Origin of the sequence: Chryseobacterium aquifrigidense, from assembly GCF_006716485.1 — a bacterium.
Lineage (GTDB): Bacteria > Bacteroidota > Bacteroidia > Flavobacteriales > Weeksellaceae > Chryseobacterium > Chryseobacterium vietnamense.
This window is the reverse complement of sequence record NZ_VFPD01000001.1, coordinates 2,155,790-2,181,084: the sequence shown is the minus strand read 5'-3', so window position 1 is coordinate 2,181,084 and position 25,295 is coordinate 2,155,790. Positions and strand designations below refer to the sequence as shown.

At 36.3% G+C, this 25,295-nt stretch carries 23 protein-coding genes and 1 tRNA gene; 17 read left to right on the top strand and 7 right to left on the bottom strand.

The window, feature by feature from the left end:
* Positions 1–134 precede the first annotated feature (134 nt).
* The 3 genes from FB551_RS09810 (at position 135) to FB551_RS09800 (ending at position 2,414) form a co-directional block, all read left to right on the top strand.
* Complete coding sequence (locus FB551_RS09810; RefSeq protein WP_142017088.1) at positions 135–566, top strand: transposase; 432 nt, start codon at positions 135–137, stop codon at positions 564–566.
* Between the two features lie 63 nt (positions 567–629).
* Positions 630–959 carry a hypothetical protein gene (locus tag FB551_RS09805; protein ID WP_047433641.1) on the top strand — a complete coding sequence of 110 codons (330 nt, stop codon included), beginning with the start codon at positions 630–632 and terminating at the stop codon, positions 957–959.
* 30 nt (positions 960–989) lie between these two features.
* Entirely contained in the window at positions 990–2,414 is a 1,425-nt protein-coding gene (locus FB551_RS09800) for a hypothetical protein (RefSeq protein ID WP_142017086.1), read from the top strand.
* 802 nt (positions 2,415–3,216) lie between these two features.
* On the opposite strand, the gene FB551_RS09795 is transcribed toward FB551_RS09800, so the two are convergent.
* A tRNA-Arg gene (locus FB551_RS09795) sits at positions 3,217–3,290 on the bottom strand.
* A 59-nt stretch (positions 3,291–3,349) separates the two neighbouring features.
* Here FB551_RS09795 and FB551_RS09790 point away from each other — a divergent pair.
* From FB551_RS09790 to FB551_RS09780, 3 genes are read left to right on the top strand one after another with little or no spacing between them, the layout of a single operon-like run.
* The gene (locus FB551_RS09790) at positions 3,350–4,396 is read left to right on the top strand and encodes an ABC transporter substrate-binding protein (RefSeq protein ID WP_167497844.1); all 1,047 of its coding nucleotides are present in this window, start codon (positions 3,350–3,352) and stop codon (positions 4,394–4,396) included.
* A 43-nt stretch (positions 4,397–4,439) separates the two neighbouring features.
* Positions 4,440–5,084 (top strand): monofunctional biosynthetic peptidoglycan transglycosylase, encoded by a 645-nt coding sequence (gene mtgA, locus FB551_RS09785; RefSeq protein ID WP_047433638.1) that lies wholly within the window; start codon positions 4,440–4,442, stop codon positions 5,082–5,084.
* Between the two features lie 13 nt (positions 5,085–5,097).
* Entirely contained in the window at positions 5,098–7,128 is a 2,031-nt protein-coding gene (locus FB551_RS09780; protein WP_142017084.1) for a recombinase, read from the top strand.
* A 55-nt stretch (positions 7,129–7,183) separates the two neighbouring features.
* Here FB551_RS09780 and FB551_RS23255 read toward each other — a convergent pair whose 3' ends face one another.
* From FB551_RS23255 to FB551_RS09760, 5 genes are all read right to left on the bottom strand, one after another.
* Positions 7,184–7,351, bottom strand: a complete 168-nt coding sequence (locus FB551_RS23255; RefSeq protein WP_156121532.1) for a bacteriocin-like protein — start codon at positions 7,349–7,351, stop codon at positions 7,184–7,186.
* Between the two features lie 101 nt (positions 7,352–7,452).
* The gene (locus FB551_RS09775; protein ID WP_047433636.1) at positions 7,453–7,746 is read right to left on the bottom strand and encodes a hypothetical protein; all 294 of its coding nucleotides are present in this window, start codon (positions 7,744–7,746) and stop codon (positions 7,453–7,455) included.
* 61 nt (positions 7,747–7,807) lie between these two features.
* The gene (locus tag FB551_RS09770) at positions 7,808–8,185 is read right to left on the bottom strand and encodes a four helix bundle protein (RefSeq protein WP_142017082.1); all 378 of its coding nucleotides are present in this window, start codon (positions 8,183–8,185) and stop codon (positions 7,808–7,810) included.
* A gap of 132 nt (positions 8,186–8,317) precedes the next feature.
* Positions 8,318–9,397 (bottom strand): DNA replication/repair protein RecF, encoded by a 1,080-nt coding sequence (recF, locus tag FB551_RS09765; RefSeq protein ID WP_047433634.1) that lies wholly within the window; start codon positions 9,395–9,397, stop codon positions 8,318–8,320.
* Positions 9,398–9,400: 3 nt separating this feature from the next.
* Positions 9,401–10,156, bottom strand: coding sequence for a UbiA prenyltransferase family protein (locus tag FB551_RS09760; RefSeq protein ID WP_142017080.1), 756 nt, complete (start codon positions 10,154–10,156; stop codon positions 9,401–9,403).
* An 18-nt stretch (positions 10,157–10,174) separates the two neighbouring features.
* Here FB551_RS09760 and FB551_RS09755 point away from each other — a divergent pair, with 18 nt between their 5' ends.
* From FB551_RS09755 to FB551_RS09705, 11 genes are all read left to right on the top strand, one after another.
* Complete coding sequence (locus FB551_RS09755) at positions 10,175–16,120, top strand: alpha-2-macroglobulin family protein (protein WP_142017078.1); 5,946 nt, start codon at positions 10,175–10,177, stop codon at positions 16,118–16,120.
* 153 nt (positions 16,121–16,273) lie between these two features.
* Positions 16,274–16,762 carry a serine protease inhibitor ecotin gene (gene eco / locus FB551_RS09750; protein ID WP_047433631.1) on the top strand — a complete coding sequence of 163 codons (489 nt, stop codon included), beginning with the start codon at positions 16,274–16,276 and terminating at the stop codon, positions 16,760–16,762.
* 761 nt (positions 16,763–17,523) lie between these two features.
* Positions 17,524–18,942, top strand: a complete 1,419-nt coding sequence (locus FB551_RS09745; RefSeq protein WP_142017076.1) for a TolC family protein — start codon at positions 17,524–17,526, stop codon at positions 18,940–18,942.
* Positions 18,943–18,953: 11 nt separating this feature from the next.
* The gene (locus FB551_RS09740) at positions 18,954–19,910 is read left to right on the top strand and encodes an HlyD family secretion protein (protein ID WP_047435837.1); all 957 of its coding nucleotides are present in this window, start codon (positions 18,954–18,956) and stop codon (positions 19,908–19,910) included.
* A gap of 67 nt (positions 19,911–19,977) precedes the next feature.
* Positions 19,978–21,186: an ABC transporter permease gene (locus tag FB551_RS09735; RefSeq protein ID WP_142017074.1), complete on the top strand. Its 1,209-nt coding sequence runs from the start codon at positions 19,978–19,980 to the stop codon at positions 21,184–21,186.
* Positions 21,187–21,449: 263 nt separating this feature from the next.
* Positions 21,450–21,905 (top strand): DUF1569 domain-containing protein, encoded by a 456-nt coding sequence (locus FB551_RS09730; protein ID WP_034699611.1) that lies wholly within the window; start codon positions 21,450–21,452, stop codon positions 21,903–21,905.
* A 13-nt stretch (positions 21,906–21,918) separates the two neighbouring features.
* The gene (locus tag FB551_RS09725; RefSeq protein WP_142017072.1) at positions 21,919–22,389 is read left to right on the top strand and encodes a hypothetical protein; all 471 of its coding nucleotides are present in this window, start codon (positions 21,919–21,921) and stop codon (positions 22,387–22,389) included.
* Positions 22,390–22,391: 2 nt separating this feature from the next.
* Positions 22,392–22,796, top strand: a complete 405-nt coding sequence (locus FB551_RS09720; protein ID WP_142017070.1) for a hypothetical protein — start codon at positions 22,392–22,394, stop codon at positions 22,794–22,796.
* A complete protein-coding gene (locus tag FB551_RS09715) occupies positions 22,793–23,164 on the top strand; it encodes a VOC family protein (protein WP_142017068.1) in 372 nt (123 codons plus the stop codon). Before FB551_RS09720 ends, FB551_RS09715 begins: the two co-directional genes overlap by 4 nt.
* A gap of 23 nt (positions 23,165–23,187) precedes the next feature.
* Positions 23,188–23,736 carry an SRPBCC family protein gene (locus FB551_RS09710; protein WP_226798660.1) on the top strand — a complete coding sequence of 183 codons (549 nt, stop codon included), beginning with the start codon at positions 23,188–23,190 and terminating at the stop codon, positions 23,734–23,736.
* Between the two features lie 32 nt (positions 23,737–23,768).
* Complete coding sequence (locus FB551_RS09705) at positions 23,769–24,218, top strand: VOC family protein (RefSeq protein WP_047433624.1); 450 nt, start codon at positions 23,769–23,771, stop codon at positions 24,216–24,218.
* A gap of 79 nt (positions 24,219–24,297) precedes the next feature.
* Here the strand turns inward: FB551_RS09705 and FB551_RS09700 are convergent, their stop codons facing one another.
* On the bottom strand, positions 24,298–25,143 hold the full coding sequence (locus tag FB551_RS09700; RefSeq protein WP_142017066.1) for a T9SS type A sorting domain-containing protein: 846 nt from the start codon (positions 25,141–25,143) through the stop codon (positions 24,298–24,300).
* Positions 25,144–25,295 lie beyond the last annotated feature (152 nt).

Here is a 25,295-nt window from a genome sequence, read left to right as displayed (position 1 = left end):
GTAATAAGGATATCTGATATACTGATTTTTACCTTTATTCTTCCGATAAAATTATAACAGATATTCATATGGGAAAACCAAAGAAATAATACCTCTATTTCTAGCTAAGCATGAAACTAAGATTTAAATACCTTATGAAAACAGATTTTAAAGATATCCGTATTGGAGAGTTTATAGCAAAAAGAGTACAGGAATGTGATATGGATAATGTACGGATATGTAACTTTTTCAGATGTTCTCAGGAAGAAGTTGAGGAAATGTATAAGAAGCAGGATTTATGTACAGAATTGCTTCTTAAATGGAGTAAACTGTTAAGTTATGATTTTTTCAGGTTATATACTCAGCATCTTATATTGTATTCGCCACCAGAAGGAGGTGAGAAAAAAAATGAACCAGTATCTACTTCACTACCCATGTTCAGAAAGCATATTTATACAAAAGAGCTTATTTCTTTTGTGATAGATCAGATCAATACAGGAGCAATGAATAAAAGTGAGGTCATGAGCAGATACAGAATCCCTAAAACAACTCTTTACAAATGGCTTAGTAAATACAACCCTAAGTGAGATTTCAGGAATCTATACAGTAATCCACTTCGGATAAAATAATTAGTAACAGAAATTACGTATATGAAAAATGAAATATCGCCTAACTATATAGCAATTTACCAGGATATCATCAAGATAAAATATCCTGAAAAGGAAGAAAAATGTAAAAATCTTCTTCAGAAGCATAAACTGACGACCAGAGAGGTTATTCTCCTCAATACGATGATATTTGGAAATGAACAGCCTTCTCCCCATAAAAAGAATAGTAAGTTCAGATCTTACGATAAGGAAACAGTAGAGTATATCATAGAATATCAGAACAGAAATAATCTTAACCTCAGCCAAACATCCAAACACTTTAAAATGAGTAGGAATACGCTGTCTAAATGGAGAAAGGATTTAGCAAAATAATATCCAAAATACGATTTAAAACAAAGCAAAATGAAAAAAAAAATAACAATTGTATCAGCATTATTGATTTCCGGAATCACCTTTTCTCAGCTAGGGATTAACACTTCTTCTCCAAAGGCAACGCTGGATATCAGTGCCAAAATTCCTACAGGTACTACAACATCCCCTGAGGGTCTTCTGATCCCTCAGGTAAACAGGGAGAGAGCGCAGTCAATGACTGGAGTTGCTCTTTCTACGATGATCTATGTAAATGAAGTCAGCACCGGAAGCCAGTCCGGTAATGCAGTAAATATCGACAACGTAGGTTATTATTACTTTAATGGAAGTGTTTGGATAAGATTAAGCGCAGATACCAGCAAATTTGTGGATAAAAGCATTTATACAGCGGATGGAAGTTTAGAAGCCAACCGTACTGTCACCCAGGGAGCGAATACACTAGCCTTTACCGGAAATGCAGTAAATGCTTTTTCTGTAGATGGATCTACCTTATCAGTAGATGCTGCCAATGACAGATTGGGGGTAGGAACAACGGCGCCTGAAGTAAAACTGCATGTAGAGGGTAGTTCTATTCTCAATGCTGCAAGGACGGTCAGTTCAACAAAAAATGCACTTGATATTAATATTGGCCAGAACGGTTATAGTTATGGTAACAGGACCGATAATTTTGGAATTAATATCGCTTCCAGATCAACCGTTGGTACAGGCCCGGTTGCGAGGATTAATTTTGGGGATAATAATGTAACAACAGCAGGCTCCGGAAAGTATTTATCATTTAGTGTAGGAAATGAACTTAATGAACTTATGTTCCTTACGAGTAGTAATTCAGGCAGAGTCGGAATAGGAACATCTGCTCCTACCCATAAACTTCATGTCAACGGAACCAATCCATTAAGATTACAAGGGCTTTCTGCGGGAAATACCTCTACAGATTCCCTGATGGTTGTTGATGCTACTGGCGTTGTTAAAAGAATTGGTGCATTGGGTTCCTTATCTATGATTCCAAGCGCTGCAATTTTCAGGCTGGAAACTCCACAATTAAATTTCTTGCAGACACAAGCTATAGGTGAAAGACAGGTGGTTCCTATGTCTTTGGTTAAAAATACCATTCCCGGAATGAGCTTTAATGCAGCAACAAGTACCATTACTTTTCCGGCAGGGACTTATCAGATGACCTTTGTATATGAAGCATTACATAATGCGACAGGATGTACTATCAGCTCATACTTTGTAGATTTTCCTCTTAATACAGGCAGTACCAGAATTCATAGTACAGCTTCACACATTGAAGGAGTTGTTTCCAATCACGGAAGTACCATAACCTATGCTACCACGGTTCCTGCTAACAGAACATGGACTATAACTCTTGGAAGAGGCCAATCGGGCAACTGTGCAGGAGCAGGGATGAGCCTGACCGCATATTCTACCCAATTACTTGTCTACCGGATGGGAGATTGATTTCTTAATTTAAACTTAAGGTTTTTGCTTTTTCATCTTTATTATCCTTCAGGAAATCAGAATCAGGCATCGCTGGAAAGCTGTTGAAATAGAAAACAGCTCTTGTAACGAGTACTCTGCTGAAGCAGGAGTTTTCGAAAACGGAAATACCTGGAAACAGTTTTATCAGTATAACAACGCATTAGGAAATAAAAAACGACATCAAAGAGTGAAATCTTCAAATGTCGGTCTTGTGGCCAAGACGAGCGTATCTTCAAACACTTTTATCGATGCATGAAGGGAAACTAGTTTTAACATTCTGGCTCATAATATTGAATTTCCGTATATTGACGAAATGAATAGGGAACTAAGAATAATATATATATCAGAGATTAATTATGAATGTTATTTTTGCGGTAATTGCTGGAAAATAGTTTACGAAGGTAAAACCACAAATATTAATATGAATAATTTCTATGGTCATCCATTTTATATAATTTTTGAACATGTAGAAACGGTGAGTAAACAGTTAACAATGCTAATCAATAAAAATAATAGATTACTTTCCGATCTTTTTCCTATAGAACTGATCTTGAAAGGTATTATTGATAACCATCAAGGTTACTGGTTAAATTTATGTTTATCTTTTATTATTAAAATGGAATGCTTAAACAGTAATATTATTCAACTTTTGAATACAGCTCAAAACAATAAAAAATTTAGTCAAGAATTAAGACATAAAATAGCATGCTGTAAAAGTTTGATATAGAGATTTTTATGCATAAAAAAAGAGAGACAACTATCAAATAGTTGTCTCCTTAAGTGACCTCGACAGGATTCAAACCTGTAACCTTCTGAGCCGTAATCAGATGCGCTATTCAGTTGCGCCACGAGGCCTTTTGTTATCTTGTTGTTTAACGGTTGCAAATATACCACTTTTTTCCGTTCTTTGAAACATGAAACAGAAAATTTTACTTTTATTTACGGTCTTCTCGCTAATTGCCTGTAAAAGAGAATCAAAAATTTCGTCCTCAGATTGGACAAATATCTCAAACCGTACCCAATTTAAGGAACATGATGGTGTCCTTGAGCTAAAATCGGGGAATTTTACTTATAACTTTAAGCAAAATCAAACTCCATTCAAGAAAATAATCCTACTGAATGCAAGTATGGCTGGATATATTTCGGAGCTTGGAGCTGAAAATCTGATCATAGGAGTTTCCAGCCCGGAGTATATTTATTCAGAAAAAATTCAGAATCTGCTTAAAGAAGGCAAAATCCAGAATGTAGGAAGCGAGCAGAAATATGACGTGGAAAAGATCATTTCTATGAAACCGGATGCCATTTTTACCAATCATATTGCCAGTTTTGACAATACGTATGAGCTTTTGAAAAACAATGGCATTCAGGTAATATTTCTGGATGAGTACATGGAACAGAAACCTCTGGAAAAAACGGCGTATATCAAACTTTTTGGAGAGTTTTTAGGAAAAGAAAAAGAAGCAGAAACAAAATATCAGGAAGTAGAAAAAAATTATAGAGAACTGAAAAAACTAGCATCAACTGCCAAAGAAAAGCCAGTTATCCTTGCCAATGAAATGTACGGGGACGTATGGTATCTTCCAGGTGGAAATACCTCTGTTGCTCATTATATTTCTGATGCTAATGCGAATTATATCATGAAGGATAATAAAGACGAAAAAGCATTGACAATGAGCTTTGAGGAAGTGTATGCCAAAGCAGGAGGCGTTCAGTACTGGGTAAATGCAGGAAGTCACACTTCAAAAAAAGAAATGCTGGGAATGAATCCTTTCTATGGAAAACTGGATGTATTCAATAAAGGGAAAATTTATACCATTGCCGGAAAAGAAAAACTGAAAGCCAATGATTTCTTCGAAAGCGGCGTGGTAAGAGCAGATCTTGTCCTTAAGGATTATATTAAGATCTTTCATCCTGAACTTTTACCGGATTATCAGCTTACTTATATGAAAGAATTGCAGTAACTCGTACTATTTGCTTATTTTTGCCTTTCCTTTTTATCAAGTTATGTGGAAAAAAATTAAACAGCTTATCTTCATCATTCTTGTTCTGAATGTAGTTTTTATCATCTGGGGTAGATTTTTTAATCCTCCCATCACTCTTACCCAGATAGGAGGACTTTTTGAATATGGAAAACTGCACAGAGATTATATTTCCTATGATGAAATGGGAAGCAATGTGAAAAAAGCCGTAATTGCCTCAGAAGACCAGAAATTTTTTGTTCATGACGGTTTTGATTATACAGCCATTGAAAAGGCAATGAAATATAATGAGAAAGGCAAAAAAATAAGAGGAGGAAGTACTATTTCCCAGCAAACTGCAAAGAACGTATTTCTTTGGCAGGGCAGAAGCTGGGTAAGAAAAGGACTGGAAGCGGTGTATACTTTCATCATTGAAAAAGTATGGACTAAAGATATCATCCTTGAAAGATACCTGAATTCCATAGAAATGGGACAGGGAGTATTTGGAGTGGAAGCGGCAGCACAATATTATTTTGGAAAATCATCCAAAGATTTAAGTACCTCAGATGCAGCCTGGATTGCTGCTGTATTGCCTAATCCAAAGAAGTATGATCCTAAAAATCCATCCCCGTATCTGAGAAAGAAACATAATTGGATTATGAGACAGATGAGGAATGTGAGTTTGAAATAGTATCTTTGTACTAATGAAATTCTTTAATTCCAGCACAAATTTTGAGTCAGTTCTTAAAAAATACTTTTCTTTTAAGAACGAAACCCTTTCTTTAGAACCTTTTGCAGAGTTTCTTGAGACCATAAAAGAGGCGGACTTCACTGATGTGCTCAATTTCTTCAGAAGCAATCCTAATTTTGCTGAAAACTTTAAATATTACATTCACAATATTTTTAGAGGAAGACCTTTCAACCTTTCCCTGACAGAAGCAAATATTCTTTCAGAAAATGCCTTTTTCCCGGAACTTAAAAAAAGAATATTGAATAAGGTTCTGCCGCCCGTTGAAAACGAAAATACGGTGTGGTACATGATCGATAATGTCAGTATGAGGCCGAAAAGAGATTTGAAATATCTCCATAACCTTCCTGAAAATGAAATCAATGAGTTTTTAAATATGTTGGGAGCTTCGGATTTTATTATCCGTCCTAATGTTAAAAAAGAACTTATTTTCTCTATGAACATTCTCTCCTGGAGGGTAACAGGAATGGCAATGGAAGTGGAAGTGGTGAGAATGGCACCTCAATACAGAAATTTAGACAATCCGTTCCTTGCTCTTCAGAATGAGCTGGAGACATTAGCGGATGATCTCGTAAAAGATCCTGAATTACAGCTGCATTCAAAAGACAGCAGATATAAGCAGATAAAAATCTATGCAGAACAGTGCCAGGAATTTGTAAATATTGCTTTTAAAAATTCTGCCAAATATGGTATTTCAGGAAAAATTAATCAGTCTCTTCTGAAAATCCGCCAACAGACAGAAAGAATTTATGAGATTGTTCAGTTATTGATTATTGATACCGATGAAGATATTCAGATCAAATCCAAGCAGCTGATTTTTAATATTCTGAGTTATAAATCTCACAAAAATAATATTTCAGACCTGATCAATGATAGTACAAGACTGATTTCACACCTTATTACCAATCACACCGCTGAAACAGGAACTCATTATATTACCTCTACCCGTAAGGAATATATGACCATGTTTTACAAAGCGAGTGGTGGTGGAATTATCGTAGGAGCGCTCTGTGTATTGAAAATGCTCTACGGGTATATCCCCGGAAGCGATTTTTCACACGCTTTCCTGTACTCCATGAACTATGCGATGGGATTTGTGATGATTTATCTGATGGGTTTTACGCTGGCTACAAAACAGCCGGCCATGACAGCCGCTACGATGACAAAAGTATTATCCGAAGAAGGAAATGCCCAAAGAAACAATACAGAATTTGCCCATCTAGTATCTAAATTATTCAGAAGTCAGTTCATTGCCTTTGTGGGGAATGTTTTGCTGGCTTTTCCGGTGGCACTTGCCATCATTTACGGATTGGATGTATTTTTCTCACAAAACCTTGCTGTGGAGCGTTCTGATAAACTGTTAAAAGATCTCGATCCTTTTAAATCAAAAGCTATTCTGCATGCAAGTATCGCCGGATTTTACCTTTTCATTTCAGGAATTATTTCGGGGAATATCGGGAACAACTCTGTGTTTTACCAGATCCCGGAAAGAATTGCCAAAAATCTTTCCATCAGGAGCTTTTTCGGAAAGAAATTCGCAAAAGGTCTGTCAAAATATTATGCTAAAAACTGGCCGGGAATCATTTCCAATTTCTGGTTTGGGGTTTTCCTTGGAGCCACAGCACCTGTCGGAATGTTTTTCGGGCTGGATCTGGATATCAGGCACATTACCTTTGCCGCTGGTAACTTTGCTTTAGGATTGTACGGAAAAGATTTCTCCGTAGATTCCTATACATTCTGGATGTCTTTTTTTACAGTCTTTTTAATTGGTTTCTTCAACTTCCTGGTAAGTTTCAGTTTATCAATGTTTCTGGCCTTCAGATCAAGAAAGATGAACTTTGGCCAGGTAAGTGAAATCTATAAAGAAATTTTCAGATACTTTACAAAACATCCGCTGAAATTCTTCCTGCCATTAAGCTCTGGCCTGGATAAGAAGGCAGATGACCTGATGAGCAGTACCATTTCCAATAAATCAGAAGAACATTAATATAACAAAAAATGCTACCGTATGGGTAGCATTTTTCTATCATTATAAGTTACTTTTAAAGACAAATAGGAAGTAACGGGCATTTTGTAGGTAATGTTGTCCAATAAGCACATTCGTTTTCATTAGCGCAGCTTACAGCACAGCAGATCTGTCCAACTCCTCCTCCCTGTATTGTTTTTAAAGTGTTTCTTGTCAGTTTTTTTGATGCAATTGATTTTTTCATGATAAAAATAGTTTTAATTTACCCTAAAAATACGTATTAAATTGCATATAATAAAATAATTTCAACATTGGTGAATTATTTGAAGGATTTGCTCTGTATTCCTATAATATCTGAAGGTCATTAAATTTATCTGCCCCAAATTTATCCTGAAACTTCTTAAGATAAAAGCTTTTCCGCATTTTAAAATCGTGTTTCAACAGGGGAGAATCAATTTTAATAATAATACATTCTTTTTCGATATTAACACTTCTAATTTCATTGAACAGGCTTTCATCAAGATACTCTTCAAGGAAATCTTTAATATCAAAAGCAACAAGTTTATGTTCAAAACCATAAATTCTGGCAAAAGATTTTACCAGTTCAGAGGATTGATATTCACGTTTTTTCTTCTTCATAGTCGGGGTTTCGGGGTTCGGGATGCGTGATTCGAGGTTTTGGGTTGCGTGGTTTATTTTTTTATTGCAGATTGTTTTTATTCCAGTTTTTTATGACCCATTTTTTATAAACGTTAATCTTTCCACCCAGTGTATTATATTCATTTCTTAATGTTTCAAATTCTGAGCAAAATTCAGGGTATAATATGATAATTTTTTCCAAATGATTAATTGTTTCATCGTTACTTGCATGGCTGTAAATCAGAAAGCGAATGTAGTCATTCCTATATGTTGATCTTCCATAGCCTTCGACAATATTTGTAATGACTGAGTCTGAAGACCTTCTTAATTGACTACCCAGTTCGAAAAGTTCGTATTTAGGAAGAAGATGAGATGCTTTATGGATTTTTAAAAATAAATTAAAAGCCATTTTATAAATGTCAAGATTTCTATAACTCATATCATTTGTGTTTTAGGATCTTAAGTTAAGACAAAAAAACATTCCTTTGATAAAGAAAATTCGTTTTTATATCTACACTTACATTTTGTCTACTGTACTTTATATCTCGTAACTCGCATCCCGAATCTATTATTAAACCTCAAAAATGATACTTTCCTCATTAATTTTCTTCACTACACTTTCCGTACGCTCTCTATGGGTATCTGTGATAAAAATCTGTCCAAAGCTTTCCTTATTGACAAGTTCAATCAATTGTGAAACTCTGGTGTCATCAAGCTTATCAAAAATATCATCAAGCAACAGGATAGGAGTCTTTTTGGTGAGTTCCTTTACAAGACTCATCTGAGCAAGTTTTAAAGAAATCAGGAATGACTTCTGCTGTCCCTGAGAACCGATTTTCTTGATTAAAACATGGTCCATTTCAAAAAGAAGATCATCTTTATGAATTCCTTTTGAAGTGTAAGTAAGCATACGGTCTCTCTCAAGGCTTTCTTTTAAAAGGTTTTCAAAAGAATCTTCCAGTAAATGAGATTCATAAATAACAGATACCGTTTCTTTTCCCCCTGAAATAATCTGATAGAAGTTCTGAACAATTGGATTGAGCTGTTCTACAAACTCCTTTCTTTTCTTAAATATTTTCGTTCCGGATCTGGTAATCGGATCATCATAGATTTCCAGAGAATCTTTATCCCAGGTTCTGTTTTTTGCAAAATATTTCAGTAAGGCATTTCGCTGCTGAATCGTTTTCTGATATTGAATAAGATCAAAAAGGTATTCTGAATCCGTCTGAGAAATCATTGCATCCAGAAACTTACGCCTGCTTTCCCCGGAATCCGAAATAAGATTAGAATCATAAGGAGAAATCATAACACTTGGTAAATATCCGATATGATCTGCAAGCCTGTCATAGCTTTTATCATTCTTCCTGATGACCTTTTTAGCTTCCTTAGGCTGGGTAATTCTGATAATATCTTCGCTGTCTTCATTCTGAATTTCAGCATCAATGGTAAAAAAATCTTCCTCCTGTTTAATATTGTTGAGATCAGTATTTCCTAAAAAGCTTTTTCCTACTGATAAATAATGCAAAGCATCCAGAATATTAGTCTTTCCCACACCGTTGTTACCCACAAAACAGTTGATTTGCGGGGAAAATTCAAATTTTTTCTCAGAGTGGTTTTTGAAATTGTAGAGGGAAAGCTTCTTGATAATCATTCGTCAAAAATACTCCATTATTACTAAAAATAAAAAAGGAAGTGCCGAACAAGTTTCTACCCCGAACGAGTAATAAGCGTCATCTCTTTTATTATCAGAGAAATAGATGAGAATATAAGTTGCGATGCTTGCCATAAAAAATGCCAAGGCATATTGTAATTCAAGATAGAAAACTCCAATGATAGTACTGATGAAAACCAGGGCGTAGGCAATATATTTAGTATTTTCCACACCTATCAGCATTGGGAAAGTCTTTACGGTATCACTGTTCATATCCCGGATATCAAAAGGAAGCACAAGGGCAGTAATAAAGAAAAAGCTGATCAGAAAAATAGGAATACTAAATTCCGGAAGCGTAAGCCAGCAGTTGACCAGTGCCCATACTAGTCCTACGTAGAAAACTTTCAGTAAAGGGATTTTCCGGATGTAAACATCAAGAAAAAAACTATTGTAAAGTAATCCCAGTACTACAATAATAAACCATTTCAGAAGTCTTATTTCATTATGATTATGAATGATTAAAAGAGCACAGACAATTCCTGCAATGGCATTGAGAATTACTATTTTTAAAAAGTGTCTGGTGTATTGGTATTTAGTATACAGATAACCACTGAAATAAGTAATGAAAATTAATGCAAAGGTAGGGAAACGGAATGTGTTTTGCTCTTTCATGAAAAATACTGCAAAAAGCGTTCCCACAAGCGAGACATAAAGCTGGCTGTCTATGACCGTTTTTTTCAGTATTTTTAAAATGTTCATTTATCAAAATTAATATATATGAAAAGATTTTCCAAGATTTTTCTGCTTTTGCTTATAATGCTGAGCTTTTCAACGGTATCCGCACAGAAATATTACGATACCCAATGGAAAAAAGTGGCTGATAACAGTGTAAAAGGAGCGTATAAATCTAATCTTCCCATTATTTTAGACATACAAAAACAAGCCATGAAAGAAAATAATGCCTTCGAACTGATCCGTTCTCTGAAAGCGGAATTCAGTATTGTAAACCAAACAACGGACGATGATCAGAATGATTCCGCCTCTCAATTTTTCAAAAAGCTTAAAGATGCGGAAGGAAAAGTGAACGGAGAAGGGAAATTGGTGTACAAAGTTCTGCTGAATGGTTTTTTTATGGATTATTATCAACAGAATTCATGGAAAATAAATGGGAGAACCAATGTCAATTCGCAGGATGTTTCACAGATTGAAACCTGGAGTAAGCTTGATTTTAAGAATTATCTGACAACAAGCTTTCAGGAACTTGATAAGGAGAAAGCCGAAATGAAAAAAATCGCTCTGGAAAAGTATAAGAATATCTTTTCAGAAACAGGAGACCTTGTTTATTTCCCGACATTGTCGGATTGGTATGCAGTGAAGAAAATAGCGTTTTTATCTGAAAACAATATTTTTACCAAAAATGAACTTACAGAAAATCGTACAGCAATCAATACAATTTATGATGAACTGATCGAACAGAACACAGGAAATCCAAAGTTGTACTTTATGAAAGAAAAGCTTACGGAAAACTGTAACTTCACTCATTGTAAGGATAAACTTCAGCAGCTTCAGAATCTTTTGAAATCTGATGTAGAAGGGGATTATAAAGTGATGATCATGGGAGACATCATGGATGAACTTACTAATCAAAAGAAGCCAAAAGAAGCTCTTACATTAGCGGCACAGGCTAAAAGTGAATATCCGAAATCCATTTTTCTGGAGAATATTAAAAGCAATGAAGCTCAGATTGTAAATCCATATCTGACTTTAAAATATGAAGCACAGACGCAGAATAATCTGCCAATTCATTTTGTTGCACAGTATCAGAATGTATCAGAATTTACCCTGAATATTTATGAAGTAAAAGATGATTTTACTTCGTTAATTCGGTATGTTCAGGACTCTTATTCCGATACTTTTAACAAATTAAAGAAGAATCTGGTTCGGAAGGAAACATTCCAGCTTCCGGATCCTAAAGATTATCAGAGTCATAAAACTTCTTTGGAAGTAAAACCCCTGCCTTCAGGAGCATATGTAGCAGAGTTTACAGTTGCAGGAGCAGATAGGAAAGATACGGATTCCAGACAGAATTTGTATTTTCTGGTTTCCGGAAACAAAATTATTTATCAGTCTAAAACGGACAGAAACCCTCTTTCCGATGAGCTGAAATTGGTTAATAGTGAAAATGGCAAGCCTTTAGCCAATGAAGGGCTTCGATTTTATGAATTTGTTTCCAATAAAACATTAACTAAAATTGAGGGAACAACCAATGCCAGCGGGGTATTTAAGTTTCCTGCTACTGACAGCAAAGAATATTACAGAACTTTCCTGATCCAACAGCCTAAAACCAATGATTTCCAGATCATGCAGGTGTACGGAAACAGAGGAAATGTTGACGATTATAATCCAAATAAACAAACGCGTTCCACCGCTCAGATTTTTATAGATCGGGGAATTTACCGCCCAGGACAGACTGTTTATTTCAAGGTGGTTAATACCAGAATAAATAAGGAAGTCGAAGCTGTTATTTCAGGGTTGAAACAAAAAATTACCTTATTGAATACCAACAGTGAAGAAGTTTCTTCACAGGAATTTACTACCAATGAATTCGGTTCTTATCATGGAAGCTTCATTCTTCCAAAAGGAAAACTGAACGGTAATTTTTACCTGAGAATAGAAGGGGAAAGCACAGGATATAAAAATTTCAGGGTAGAAGAGTACAAAAGACCAAAATTTGAAGTAACCTTTGACCCTGTTAAAGAGGAGTACAAATATGGTCAGACGATAGAACTGAAAGGAAAAGCAATCATGTTTTCTGGTGTTCCGCTGAGTAATACGACCGTTAATTATGAAATAAAGAAACAGAATATCAGATGGAGGTATTTCAGCTGGTACCCGCAGAATGATGACAATGAAAATTCAATTCTGGGTGAAGCGAAGACTAATGAAAAAGGAGAATTTACGATTCGTTTGGAACTTAAAAAAGATGAAAAGCTGGAAGGCATACAGATTGATAACTATGCCATCAATGCATCCGTTACAGACATCAATGGGGAAACACAGACTGCCAATACTCAATTGAAAGTAGCATCAGTTTCTCATTACATTCAGGCGGAAAACATCAGCAATACTTTTACAGACGAAAATGTAAAAGTAAAGGTGGAAACTAAGAATTATAACGATCAGAATCTTAAAAAAACTTATCAGGTTAAGCTATCAAAACTGACTGCTCCTGACAGAATTTTCAGAGATAATTTCAAATCTGATGTGCAGAATCTTCCGAAATATTCAAAAGAAGAGTTCATCAGCAAATTTCCACATGATCTTTTTGATGAAAATGATGAGATTAAAAACTGGAAAACCGAAAAAATATTGATTGAAAGACAGCAGCAGCCAACCGATAATTCTCAGGCAGCAGCAAGTCTTGACTTAGGAAAACTGGAAGCAGGAGATTACCAGCTGGAACTTTTTAATATTGAAGGAAAAGACACGATCAAAACTTCACAGTATTTCAGTGTCTGGGATAAAACAGCTTTAAAACCCACTCAAAAAACTTTCCTTACGGTGATTGCTCCGAAAGAAGAATTGTCAAGAGGAGAAAAGGCGAAAGTTTATGTTTTCTCAGCGGTTCCTCATGCATTAGTGAATGTTTTTGTGCAGGATGGATCCGGGAAAACGGTTTCAGAAGTTCGTCAGATGAAAAACGGAATATTAGAATATACCGCTGAAATTCCTAAAGATAAAAGTGTTTCGGATCTTAACCTTCAGTTTCAGCTGGTGGCATTTAATGATGTGAATACACAATCTGTTTCTTTAAAAATAAAGGACACAGAAAAACCTTTGAAAATCGAAACCGTTACTTTCAGAGATAAACTGGAACCTAACGTTAAAGAAAAATGGACGGTAAAAGTAACCGGAAATGATAATGAAAAGATCAATGCTAAAGTATTGGCCAATATGTATGATATGTCTCTGGATCAGTTTGCAGCAAACAGTTACAGCTGGAGAAAACTATATACACCATTTGTAATGGTGACTTCTTATGGAATCAGAAATTATCTGCAACAGCAAAACTATCAGAAAAGATTGAGGTACTTTGAAGACAAATATGTACAGGTTCCTCAGTTTAACTGGTTTGATGGAAGGTTTGGTATAGGATGGGATTCCGATAGCGATGGTATTACTGATAAAGATGATGCCTGTCCCACTGTTCCCGGATCTACTCAATATAATGGTTGTCCTAAACCTAAGAGTGTAAATGCTTCAGAAGTTACGAGCTACAGATCTATGAGGAGTGCGAAGGTTGCTCTTCCGGCTGCTCCTATAGCGAAGGAAGAAGCTATAGTAATGGATGCAGTAGCTGGTAATGCAGGCGGAGTATTGGATGGTACAGCAAAAGAACTAGATAAAGTAGCTGTACGTCAAAATCTGAACGAAACTGCCTTCTTCTATCCGGATCTGAAAACCGATGCAGAAGGGAATGTAAGCTTTGAGTTCACTTCTCCTGAAGCACTGACAAAATGGAAACTGATGTTCCTTGCCCATACAAAAGATGCAAGAGCAGCTACTCTGGAAAAAGAAGTAGTAACCCAGAAAGAATTCTCTGTAACGCCAAACTATCCTAGATTCCTGAGGGAAGGGGATGAGTTGAATTTACAGTCGAAATTATCTAATCTTACCGGTAAAAAACTCAACGGCTCTGCAGAATTACAGATTCTAGATGCTTTTACCAATGAAAATGTTTCTTCGAAATTTGGAATGAATTCAGGTGTACAAAACTTTAACTTAACTGAAAACGGAAGCAGTGCATTAACATGGAAAGTAAAGGTTCCGGATAATGTTTCTTCTGTTATTTTCAAAGTGGTGGCTAAAGCTGGCGCTTATTCTGACGGAGAACAGCAGGCCATTGCTGTATTGCCGAACAGAATGCTTGTGACTGATGCCGTTCCGGTTTTTGTGAAAGAAGGCGAAACCAAAACATTTGTGTTAGACAACCTTAAAAATAATACTTCCACAACAGCTTCTAATGTTTCGAATACGTTAGAGCTGACAACCAATCCGATCTGGGAGATTATGTTTGCGCTTCCAAGTCTGAAAAATGATCAGAATAATTCTGCGGATGTGATCTTTAATAAATGGTTTGCTGATGTTTTAGCTTCAGAAATATTCAAAGCGAATCCGAAAATGAAAACGGTTTTTGAAGAGTATCAGAACAAAGGATTATTACAATCAAACCTTGAAAAAAATCAGGAGCTGAAACAACTGTTGCTGGAAGAAACTCCTTGGGTGCTGGAAAGTAAAAATGAGGGCGAGCAGATGCAGAAGCTGGCATTATTGTTTGATGTCAATACGATGAAAAACTCTATCAATCAGGATTGGGATGATTTCAAAAAACTGCAGAATCCTGATGGTGGATTCTCATGGTACCCTGGCTACCCAAGTTCTTACGGAACCTCATTGTATATCCTTAAAAACTTAGGAAAAATCAATTCCTGGTTAAAAGACAATGTGAAAGATTATCAAAGTGCTGATGAGAAAGTGCTTGTAGCAAAATTGATTCAGTATGTAGACAATGAGGTTGCCAAATACTATGATGTGAAAAAAGATAATGTATGGAACAACTGGGCAATGGATTATCTGGATACGAGAAACTATTGGGAGCAGCAATATCCTTTGAAAGGAAAAGGTGCTACCCTGAAAACATTGGTAAAACAAAAAGCCAAAACAGCTAAAATTACTGATTTTACATTCTTCGGACTTCACCGTGCCGCATTATTAATGGACAATTATGGTCTGAAAGAGGTGTCTGCCAAATTGATGACCTATCTTAAAGAAACTTCTACAGATACCAAAACACAAGGTGTCTATTGGAAGCAAAACCTGAATGATTGGGGATGGTTCGGTTCCAAAGTGGTGAACCATGCCGGAGCATTGGACGCATTCAATAAATTAAAATCTAACGATCAAAGCTTTATTGAGGATATGAAAATCTGGCTGGTAACCCAAAAAGAAGTCAACTCGTGGGGAAGCTCAAGAGGAACTGCTGAGGTGATCTTTACCATTTTGAATTCAGGAAAATCATGGACTGGAGCAGAAAGTGATAAAGCAACAATCCTTTGGGGCGGTAAAGAAGTTGCACCGCAGACTCAGGCAACTGGCTATGTGAAATCAACAGTGAAAACAGAAGCGATAGATAAAAATTTAGCCACCGTAACCGTTACAAAACCTGGTCCTGGTATTGTTCAGGGAGGATTGTTCTGGCAGTATTATGAAGATCTTGATAAAATTAAATCTTCTGAAAACTATATTGCTGTAACGAAAGAACTTTATAAAAAAGTGAAAACGGTAAACGGAGAAGAGCTTCAGAAAATTTCAACAGAAACCCCATTGAAAGTGGGAGATAAAATTAGCGTTAGAATGATTCTGAACACAGACAGAGCGATGGAGTTTATTCATATTAAAGATATGCGTGCGGCAGGATTTGAGCCCATAGATGTATTGTCCGGATATCAGTGGAAAAATAATCTTGGATATTATCAGTCAACCAAAGATGCTTCTACGAACTTCTATATTCAGTATATGCCGAAAGGAAAATATGTATTTGAATATGATGTTGTAGCCAATGCATCCGGAAAATTCTCCAATGGAATTACCACCATGCAGAATTATTATGCACCACAGATGAATGCTCACACAAAAGGAAGTAACGTAACAATTTCAGAGTAATTAGTCAATATAGAAAACTGTAGTAATTTTTTACTGCAGTTTTTTTTCCGGATTTTCAATAAAAATAGAATTAAATCGAAAAATCAAACAATTGTTTAATTTTGGAATAGTTTTTGGAATTAAGATAGTAGCAATTAAAAAAATTATTAAAAGATGAAATTTTCTAAAACTTTAATCACAGGATTAGTATTAATGGCTGGAATAAATGCTTTCGCACAAAAGAAAGCAGAAAAGTTTGAAAAACTGCAGATTGAAATGTTCCCAAAAGCAAAAGAAGGATATAAACAAGTATATATTCAGCTTCCTGTAGCAAAAAACGAAAACGACTTAAAAGTGGAGGTTTTTGTAGGGGCTGAAAAAATGTTAGACTGTAACAACTATTTCTTAATGGGAGAAATGAAAACTCAGGATCTTCAGGGATGGGGATACAACTATTATGAAGTAGAATCCAAAGGAGAAACAGGAGGAACCCTGATGGCTTGTCTGGATAAAAAACTGACAAAAAAATTCGTGACGCTAAAACCTGAAATTGTAAGATACAACAGTAAACTTCCATTGGTATTCTATGTACCAAAAGATATCGAAGTTCGTTACAGAATTCTACGCCCTGATGCTGGCATGAAAAAAGCAGTTCAAAAATAAATCAGCTTATTATAATAATACAGAAAACTCCTCACAGCGATGTGGGGAGTTTTCGTTTTTTTTCAGGATAAGATAATTCGTCATGTTCTTTGCTAAGTGAAACGCCCTTGGGAACGAATTCAAAGCTATCGACAATGCTTTTGCGAACACTGCGTCATACTTTAGGTTTCGGCTAAAGCCAATTGAATTTTATTTTTTTCCAAACGGACTAAAGTCCGTTCCTATTTAATATGATCTCTCGCAGTAAAGATCGTTTTTTCAAAGTTTATCCACTCCGTTTGTCGTTCCACGGGAGTCCATCCTCCAAAATTTAAAATATAAAGAGAATAATTCTAGTTTTATTCAATAGAAATGGGCTTTAGCCCATTTAATTAAAAGATTTAAGTTCCTTTGGCTTTAGCCTAAACTTACACTCAACTTGACAGAGAGCAGATGATGAATTATCAAAGTATATCCAATCCGTTTGTCGTTCCACGGGAATAATCGTCCAAAATTCAAACTTAGTTTTTCAATTAAATATTGTTTTATCCTCTTTATTTCCTAAGAAATATGCAGTGAAAAACTGTATTAAAAAGGTAGAGTTAATTACCTTTTCAATTTTTTTTGGCTTTTAATTAACATTTAAACACTTTGCCCAAAACTTTATTTTGCAGGGTTTTAAAATTAAACATATTTTAAACTGAATTTAAATTCACCGTATTGTAGAATTATCTTTAAGGATTTTAACAATTTTTGCATTATATTTGTTATAAACATAAACCATGAAAAACAATTTATTGATTTTTACGTTTAGTTTTTTTGCTTTCCCTGCTTTTGGCTGGGCACAGTCTGCGCCGGATTTTAAAGAACTTCTGGATAGTGCTATGGTTCGGGATTCGAACCTTAAAATGCAGATTACCCAAAATAAGCTTACCGATCTTGATGAACACAAACTGAAAGACATCTTTCTTCCAACATTGGAATTGAGTGGTAAAGCCGGCTATCTCAATGGAACAGCAAGACTGACGTCTCCCGAATTCAATCTCGCGCCCTTTATCAATATTCCCGAAGGGACTTTCAACAATAATTTCAACGTATCTGGATTTTCAGGTATTGCCAAGGCAGATGCCAAAATGCTTCTCTACTCAGGAGGAAAAGTGAAGTACATGAAAAAAGCGGTGGAAGAAAAGAAAAAGTCTGAAGATATCCTTTTGGAAAAAACAAAAGATGAGGTGATTGCCACCATTTCCAAAGCCTATGATCAGTTAGCATTGATTCATCAGTCCAAAAAGGTGCTGGACGAAAGTAAAAAAAGACTGGATATCAACAGAAAAACAGCCGATAAAGCCCTTGGCTATGGTTTGATTACTCCTTATGATCATAAGAAGATCGAACTCGCTCAGGCTACTTTAGATGCGAAAATGGTAGAATATGAAGGGAAAAAAGAATTGCTTCTTACCCAGCTTTATATTTTAACCGGAATCAATAGAGAAAGGCTCAGAATGATTGATCCGGTCTTATCTCCGGTGGAATTGCTGGCTGCAGAAAAAGGGATAGAGCAAAGAGCTGAAATCCGTGCTCTGGAACATGGAATCAGTGCTGCAGATTATAAAATAAAAGCTGAAAGGACATGGATGATTCCTAAAGTACAGCTGATGGCTTCTGCCTATTATATCGGATTGTACGGAAACAGGATAAAATCCTCAGAAAATGTCATTCCAGCTGTTCCTATACTGGGATATGAAGGAAAAAAGCTGGACTGGAGACCCAATAATATCAATGTATTTCCATTGATTACTGCAGGAGTTGGTTTTAAATGGGAAATTTTTGACGGGAAAGAAGGCAAACATGCAGAAGAAACCGCCAAAGTAGGAAAAGAAGTATTACAGAATCAGAAAGAAGATGCTTTGAAAAAGCTGACACTGAATCTTGCCAATAATCAAACGAATTATGATATCGCTTCTGCACAGATTACCCTGAAAGCCAAAGAAAAAGAGCTGGCTAAAAATGCACTCGTACAGGCAGAAAAAGAATTCAGATACGGAATGAGCAAATCTTCACAGCTTATTGATGCCGAAAATGATCTTGAAGTTTCAGAACTGGAATATCAGAATGCCATTTTCAACCAGAGAAGAGCGGGAATAGAACTGATGAGGTCTACCCAGGAACTGGATATCACCAAATTTTATTTAATCCCTTAAAAATTTAAATGATGCATAAAAATATATCTATACTCTTCGCTGCTCTGTTTTTATTGGGGAGCTGTGACAAAAAAAATGAAAAAATCAAAGAACCGGAAGGAAAAACCAAAAAGGATGTCATCTCTTTTGCCCCTAAAGTTACCGGAAGGATTCTGAAAATATATGTTTCCGAGGGCCAGACTGTGAAGAAAGGAGATACGCTGGCTCAGCTTGATGTTCCGGAAGTTTCGGCAAAAATAGCACAGGCACAAGGTGCCGTAAATGCTGCTACAGCTCAGGAACAAATGGCAAAAAACGGAGCTACAGCCGACCAGCTGAGACAGCTTCAGGCTAAGTATAAAGGACTTAAGGAACAGTATGAATTTGCTCAGAAATCTTATAAAAGAGCTAATAATATGTTTCGTGACAGTTTAATGTCGCCACAGGCTCATGACGAAATTTATGCGAAATTACAGGGAGCGAAGGCACAATATGATGCAGTAGTGGCAGAACTGGATGATGTAAACAGAGGTACCCGATTCGAGAAAGTAGAGATGGCAGCAGGGCAGGCTTCACAGGCCAAAGGAGCTTTACAGGAAGCCAATGTCGCTTATTCCGAAAGATATATAATCGCTACCAACGATATGGAGATCGAAACCATCAGCCTCAATACAGGCGAACTGGCAACAGCAGGTTTTGCTCTGTTTAACGGATATATTCCGGAAAGTACTTATTTCAGATTTACCATTCCTGAAAGTGCTATTTCAAAATACAAAAAAGGGCAGGAGGTGACCATGCAGGTCGTTTATAACAAAGAAACTCTGACAGGAAATATCGTGTATATCAAACAGCTTACAAAATATGCAGATATCACGACAGCCTACCCGGATTATCAGTTACAGGATGCAATCTACGAGATCAAAGTAAAACCTAAAGACATGAATAAGGCTAAAAATATTTTAGTCAATGCCAATGTAATCCTGAAATAAATTGAAAAAGAACATATAGATCTTCGATTGAATTTCATTTCGTTCTTCCACCTATAAAAATATACAGATGAAAGAATTTTTCCGTCTTTTGAAACGTGAGTTCAAACTTTTTATCGGCAATTCCACCTTAAGGACTGTGTTCTTTTTGGCACCGGTCTTCTATGCCACCTTGCTGGGGTTTGTCTATAAAAGCGGAAAAGTTGAAAATACCCCTGTTTTGGTTGTTGACAGAGACAATACCCCTTTATCCAACCAATTGACGGAAATGCTGGATGATAATAAAAGCATTAAAATTATCAGATATCTGCAGGAGCCTCTCAGCATCAAAGATGAGGTGATCAGGCATGAGGCAGCTGCTGTGGTCATTATTCCCTCAAGATTTGAAGGAGATATGCTGCAGAAAAAATATCCTGAACTGAATGTGTATATCAATACAGGAAATGTGTTAACGGCCAATTTTGCTTCCAAAGCACTTCAGCTGACCATAGGGACATTTTCTGCAGGAGCTTCCATTAAAGCCCTTCAGAAAGCTGGAATGCCTGCTGTAAAAGCTGCCACACAGTATGAACCTTTCAAAGCCAATTATATTACCCTCTTTAACACTACCGGAAATTATCTGATCTTCATGTGGCCCGCCATGCTGGCAGTGGTTTTACAGCAAGTCATTCTCTTGGCAATGGCAGTAAGTTTTGCTGCCGAATTCGAAAGAGGATCTTTTGTGAAAGAATATCTTAAAATGAAAAAGTGGGCTTTCCCAACCATGCTTATAAAAGTCATTCCAATCTGGGTGTTTTCTATTCTCATTGTCGGTATTTACTACTTTATGCACATGATTTTCCATGTTCCGATGCCTGAAGGAATACTCAATTTTATATTGCTGACAGCCGTATTTGTAGGATCGGTTTCGTTTCTGGGAGTATTCATCAGTATTCTTATTCCGGATGCTTTGAAAGCGACACAGATTCTTATGGTTATTGCTTCACCGGCTTTTATTATCAGTGGTTTTACATGGCCTTTAAATGCAATGCCTGCTTTCGTTCAGTTTATCGCGAATATTATTCCGTTAACCCCTTTTTTACAGGCTTTCAAAATTTTATTGATTCAAAAAGGTTCCGTGGAACTTACATTCCCTTACCTGAAGCACCTGAGCATCCTTTTAGTAATATATGCCATTATAGGATGGATTGCTTTAAAGATCAAACTTTGGTTTATATTCAAAAAATCTGCACCACAGGAAATTGCGGTAGAGAATACTTCTCCGGAGGATAGCGAGTAGTTTGTAATGAATGGTTAATTTGTTTGCCAGTGGCCTATTGATGTTATATTGGTTTATTGATTTCAGCATTTGTTCTAAATAATTTAGAATAGTAGTGCAGAAATCATTCTCTTTTACCTGGGCTCTACCTATCACAAACTCACTATTACCAACTCGTAATCCCGTAACTCGAATCCCGAAACTATCCACGCTCAATTTTTTCAGCCAACGATAAAATAAAACAAAAAAACTGATATATTTGTCCATAGTTAAATAGAAATTATATGGAAAATGTATTTGATGCAAAAGATGCTCAAAACTATATAGATAGGATCAACAGATTGGTGGAGGATACTCACGGTTTGTGGGGGAAAATGACAGTAGACCAGATGCTGGCGCACTGTTGTATTACTTATGAAATGATCTACGAGCCGGAAAAACACAAAAAGCCGGGAGCGATTGCAAAATTTATACTAAAAACTTTCGTAAAACCTAAAGTAGTAGGAGAAAAAGCATATCCGAGGGATTCTCCTACCGCACCACAGTTTTTGATTACCACAAGAAAGAACTTTCATGAAGAAAAAACAAGACTGATCGGGTTCATTCAAAAGACACAACAGTTAGGAGCGGATGCTTTTGATGGTAAGGAATCTTTTTCTTTCGGAAAACTGAATTCTCAGGAATGGAATAATATGTTTGCCAAACATTTGAACCACCATCTGGCACAATTTGGCGTATAAAAAATCACACAATATGAAAAAAATTTTACTTCTCCTCATTCTGACCGCCAATTTTGCATTAGGGCAGATGCCGGATATCTCAAATACCTGGCTGAACAACAGTAAACCTTATATAGGAACTATTGGAAACAAAGGGCAGGAACTGAAACTGAAGATCAATATTTCTGAACAGAATAAAAAGAATGACCAGGAATATTTCGTTTCAGGATACTCTCTTGTGGATACCAATTATGCGAAATTTGAAGGAAAAATTACCATTTCAAAATATAAAGATTCCAAAAAACAGGGAACAGTCTACGGCGAATATGAACTGGCGGAAGAAAATAAAGGAAAACATTCCGGACTTTTTACAGGAAAGTTTATCTATCATTTCAAATGGAATAGGAAAACAGAGAAAATTGAAGAGCAGTACATTGAACTTACAGGTGACTGGAAAAGCTATGACGGAAGTATAGCACTTAAAACCCAATTAAAAAACCAGTAGTCATGCTGAGAAGAATATTGGCCGTATTGGCTGGTCTTATCGTAGGATCAATTTGTATTACGATAGTAGAGAAAATAGGACACGCACTCTATCCACCTCCGGCAGAAGCTGCGGCCGGAGATATGGAGGCTTTGAAAGAGTATGTGGATCAAGCCCCTTTTATGGCTCTGTTTTTTATCATCATTGCGTATGCTCTGGCAGCAATAGTTTCAGGATTTACGGCTTCAAAAATTTCAAATAACAGGAAAAGTACATCTGCAGTAATCTGTGGAGTTATTTTCCTGTTGATGACTATTTACATGATGATTTCCTTGCCTTCTCCAATCTGGTTCTGGATTCTGGGAATTTTCGTTTGGGGACTGGTTTTCGTAGGACATCAACTCGCTTTAAAAACAATTAAAATATGAAATTAGGAGCTTTTTCAATCAGCTTAAGTGTAAAAGATCTTCAAAAATCCAAAGACTTCTACGAGAAACTTGGGTTCACCACCATGGCAGGAACGGAAGCACAAAATTATCTGATCATGAAAAACGGTTCTACTCTGATAGGCCTTTTTCAGGCGATGTTTGATGGAAATATGCTTACTTTCAATCCGGGATGGGACGAAAATGCACAGAATCTGGAATCTTTTGATGATGTGCGTGAAATTCAGAGAAGATTAAAAGAAAATGGAGTAGAAATTGGAAAAGAAGCCGATGAAACTACTTCAGGACCCGAGCATATCTATCTGAAAGATCCTGATGGAAATATGATTCTTATAGATCAGCACAGATAACAGATAATAATTAAAACACATTTATGATGAGAACATTTAAAAGAATTATTTTACTTTTAGCTACATTACTAATCATTTTGTTGGTTTGGGCTGCTTTTGTTTCAGGAGACTGCAAATATGAAAAGTCGGTTTCTATCAACGCACCGGTAGAAAAAGTATGGCAAAACACCAATACCCTCAAAGCTATGGATCAATGGAGCCCGTGGAATGATCTTGATCCACGGATGAAAAAAGACTGGACTGGAATAACCGGACAGCCTGGAGAGAAAGTTTGCTGGGACAGTAAAAATAAAAGTGCAGGAAAAGGTTGTCAGGAATTAGAAAAAGTAGATGAAGCAGGGAAAAGGATAGATACGAAAATCAAATTCCTTACGCCCTATGAAAGTGAAGCAAATGCTTATGTAATAGTAGTTCCGGAAGGAAGTGGAAGTAAGGCAACATGGGGATTTACATCACAGATTCCTTATCCGTTTACTTTGATGAAGTTGTTTATGAACATGGAGAATGCCATTGGAAAAGATTACCAGAAGGGGCTTTCAAGATTGAAAGCACTATCTGAAAAACCTCAATAAAAATAAACTAAACTTAAAAAAACAAAACAATTATGGCAACAGTAAACGTTTACCTGACATTCAACGGAAACTGCAAAGAAGCATTCGATTTTTATAAATCTGTTTTCGGAGGAGAATATCCTTACATCGGAACATTCGGAGAAATGCCTCCAATGGAAGGAAAAGAAATGCCTGAAGAAGACAAAAACAAAATCATGCACGTTGCACTTCCGATCTCTAAAGAAACAATTTTGATGGGAAGTGATACAGGAGGAGAATGGTCTTCCAACTTCAAGGCAGGAAATAATTTCTCTATTTCTGTGAACGCTGAATCTAAAGAAGAAGCAGACAAATTATTTGGTGGTCTTTCTGCAGGAGGGCAGGTAACAATGCCTATGGCAGATACTTTTTGGGGCGCTTATTTCGGAATGTTTAGTGATAAATTCGGAATCAACTGGATGGTAAACTATGATGATCCCGCTAAAATGCAGCAACACCCATAAAATTGATCCTTGTAATCAAAATATTGAAAAAACCGGCAGACTCCTGTCGGTTTTTTATGTATTGTAAGTTTCAATGTTTTTATTTCTTTTTAATGATTTTGTAGCTTCCTGATTCTGTTGTGATGAGGTAAATTCCGTCAGGGAGTTCGCTTATATCGAATCTGTTTTCACCTTTTTCGGCTTCTGTTGATTTTACAAGTTTCCCAGATTGGTCATATAACAAAACTTTGTTGTTTTTCTTTAGATTGTCCATATAGAAGACTCCGGAAGTTGGATTAGGATAAATATTCATTTTGTCTTTGACGATATTTTCTGAAGTTCCCAATGTGGAAATTTTTGTCCATGTCAATGCATCCAGGCACATATAAACGTATCCTCCGGTGGATTGCAGCTGAAGTTCATCAATAGTTGTATTGCTGTTATTCTGACTGTTTAGGGTAGCAAGATCAATCAGGGTAAATCCGTTGTTAATACCTGTTGTTCCCACTGTTGCATTGAATGTTGTGTTAAATCCTGATGTTTTTGTGGTAGTAAACTTTGTAACTCCTCCTGCTTTTCCTGTAATGATCAGTGTTCCTGATGAGGCTGACTGATTTAAAGAAGTATTGCTTAAGAATACCCAAAATTTTGATACCGTGAATGCAGAATTGCTTTTAACACTAAAAGAAGGAGCATTGATATTGGTAGTTCCTGTGTTGTCGATGTAGACATTGTCATTAGCTGTTCCGTTCCAGCCGGTGTTTGGATAATTACTTTGAATTCTGAAAGTTCCGGCCTGTGAAACAATATTGAATGTATATCCATTGCTGGTAAAGCTTGTGCTGCCGCCGGATGACGTTTCAAAAGTTACCGTGGTTATCTGTGCATTGAGCGCTGCCATATTGCTTAATAAAGCAAAAAGTACAAAAAAGATAATTTTTTTCATGATACAGATTTTTAATGTTTGCAGAAGATCATAAGCTTCCTGTATTGTTGAAATGCTCACGAGACTTTTCTGTAAAGGATACCACAAAGTAACTTAGAAATGCAAAGTGGCAACAGCGTATTAAAGACCGAATTGAAAAACACGTAGAAATA

What these genes read in the sequence shown, in the direction of transcription:
- FB551_RS09810 (WP_142017088.1), top strand. Translation starts at nt 135, where the DNA reads ATGAAAACAGATTTTAAAGATATCCGTATTGGAGAGTTTATAGCAAAA.
- FB551_RS09805 (WP_047433641.1), top strand. Translation starts at nt 630, where the DNA reads ATGAAAAATGAAATATCGCCTAACTATATAGCAATTTACCAGGATATC.
- FB551_RS09800 (WP_142017086.1), top strand. Translation starts at nt 990, where the DNA reads ATGAAAAAAAAAATAACAATTGTATCAGCATTATTGATTTCCGGAATC.
- FB551_RS09790 (WP_167497844.1), top strand. Translation starts at nt 3,350, where the DNA reads ATGAAACAGAAAATTTTACTTTTATTTACGGTCTTCTCGCTAATTGCC.
- mtgA (WP_047433638.1), top strand. Translation starts at nt 4,440, where the DNA reads ATGTGGAAAAAAATTAAACAGCTTATCTTCATCATTCTTGTTCTGAAT.
- FB551_RS09780 (WP_142017084.1), top strand. Translation starts at nt 5,098, where the DNA reads ATGAAATTCTTTAATTCCAGCACAAATTTTGAGTCAGTTCTTAAAAAA.
- FB551_RS23255 (WP_156121532.1), bottom strand. Translation starts at nt 7,351, where the DNA reads ATGAAAAAATCAATTGCATCAAAAAAACTGACAAGAAACACTTTAAAA.
- FB551_RS09775 (WP_047433636.1), bottom strand. Translation starts at nt 7,746, where the DNA reads ATGAAGAAGAAAAAACGTGAATATCAATCCTCTGAACTGGTAAAATCT.
- FB551_RS09770 (WP_142017082.1), bottom strand. Translation starts at nt 8,185, where the DNA reads ATGAGTTATAGAAATCTTGACATTTATAAAATGGCTTTTAATTTATTT.
- recF (WP_047433634.1), bottom strand. Translation starts at nt 9,397, where the DNA reads ATGATTATCAAGAAGCTTTCCCTCTACAATTTCAAAAACCACTCTGAG.
- FB551_RS09760 (WP_142017080.1), bottom strand. Translation starts at nt 10,156, where the DNA reads ATGAACATTTTAAAAATACTGAAAAAAACGGTCATAGACAGCCAGCTT.
- FB551_RS09755 (WP_142017078.1), top strand. Translation starts at nt 10,175, where the DNA reads ATGAAAAGATTTTCCAAGATTTTTCTGCTTTTGCTTATAATGCTGAGC.
- eco (WP_047433631.1), top strand. Translation starts at nt 16,274, where the DNA reads ATGAAATTTTCTAAAACTTTAATCACAGGATTAGTATTAATGGCTGGA.
- FB551_RS09745 (WP_142017076.1), top strand. Translation starts at nt 17,524, where the DNA reads ATGAAAAACAATTTATTGATTTTTACGTTTAGTTTTTTTGCTTTCCCT.
- FB551_RS09740 (WP_047435837.1), top strand. Translation starts at nt 18,954, where the DNA reads ATGCATAAAAATATATCTATACTCTTCGCTGCTCTGTTTTTATTGGGG.
- FB551_RS09735 (WP_142017074.1), top strand. Translation starts at nt 19,978, where the DNA reads ATGAAAGAATTTTTCCGTCTTTTGAAACGTGAGTTCAAACTTTTTATC.
- FB551_RS09730 (WP_034699611.1), top strand. Translation starts at nt 21,450, where the DNA reads ATGGAAAATGTATTTGATGCAAAAGATGCTCAAAACTATATAGATAGG.
- FB551_RS09725 (WP_142017072.1), top strand. Translation starts at nt 21,919, where the DNA reads ATGAAAAAAATTTTACTTCTCCTCATTCTGACCGCCAATTTTGCATTA.
- FB551_RS09720 (WP_142017070.1), top strand. Translation starts at nt 22,392, where the DNA reads ATGCTGAGAAGAATATTGGCCGTATTGGCTGGTCTTATCGTAGGATCA.
- FB551_RS09715 (WP_142017068.1), top strand. Translation starts at nt 22,793, where the DNA reads ATGAAATTAGGAGCTTTTTCAATCAGCTTAAGTGTAAAAGATCTTCAA.
- FB551_RS09710 (WP_226798660.1), top strand. Translation starts at nt 23,188, where the DNA reads ATGATGAGAACATTTAAAAGAATTATTTTACTTTTAGCTACATTACTA.
- FB551_RS09705 (WP_047433624.1), top strand. Translation starts at nt 23,769, where the DNA reads ATGGCAACAGTAAACGTTTACCTGACATTCAACGGAAACTGCAAAGAA.
- FB551_RS09700 (WP_142017066.1), bottom strand. Translation starts at nt 25,143, where the DNA reads ATGAAAAAAATTATCTTTTTTGTACTTTTTGCTTTATTAAGCAATATG.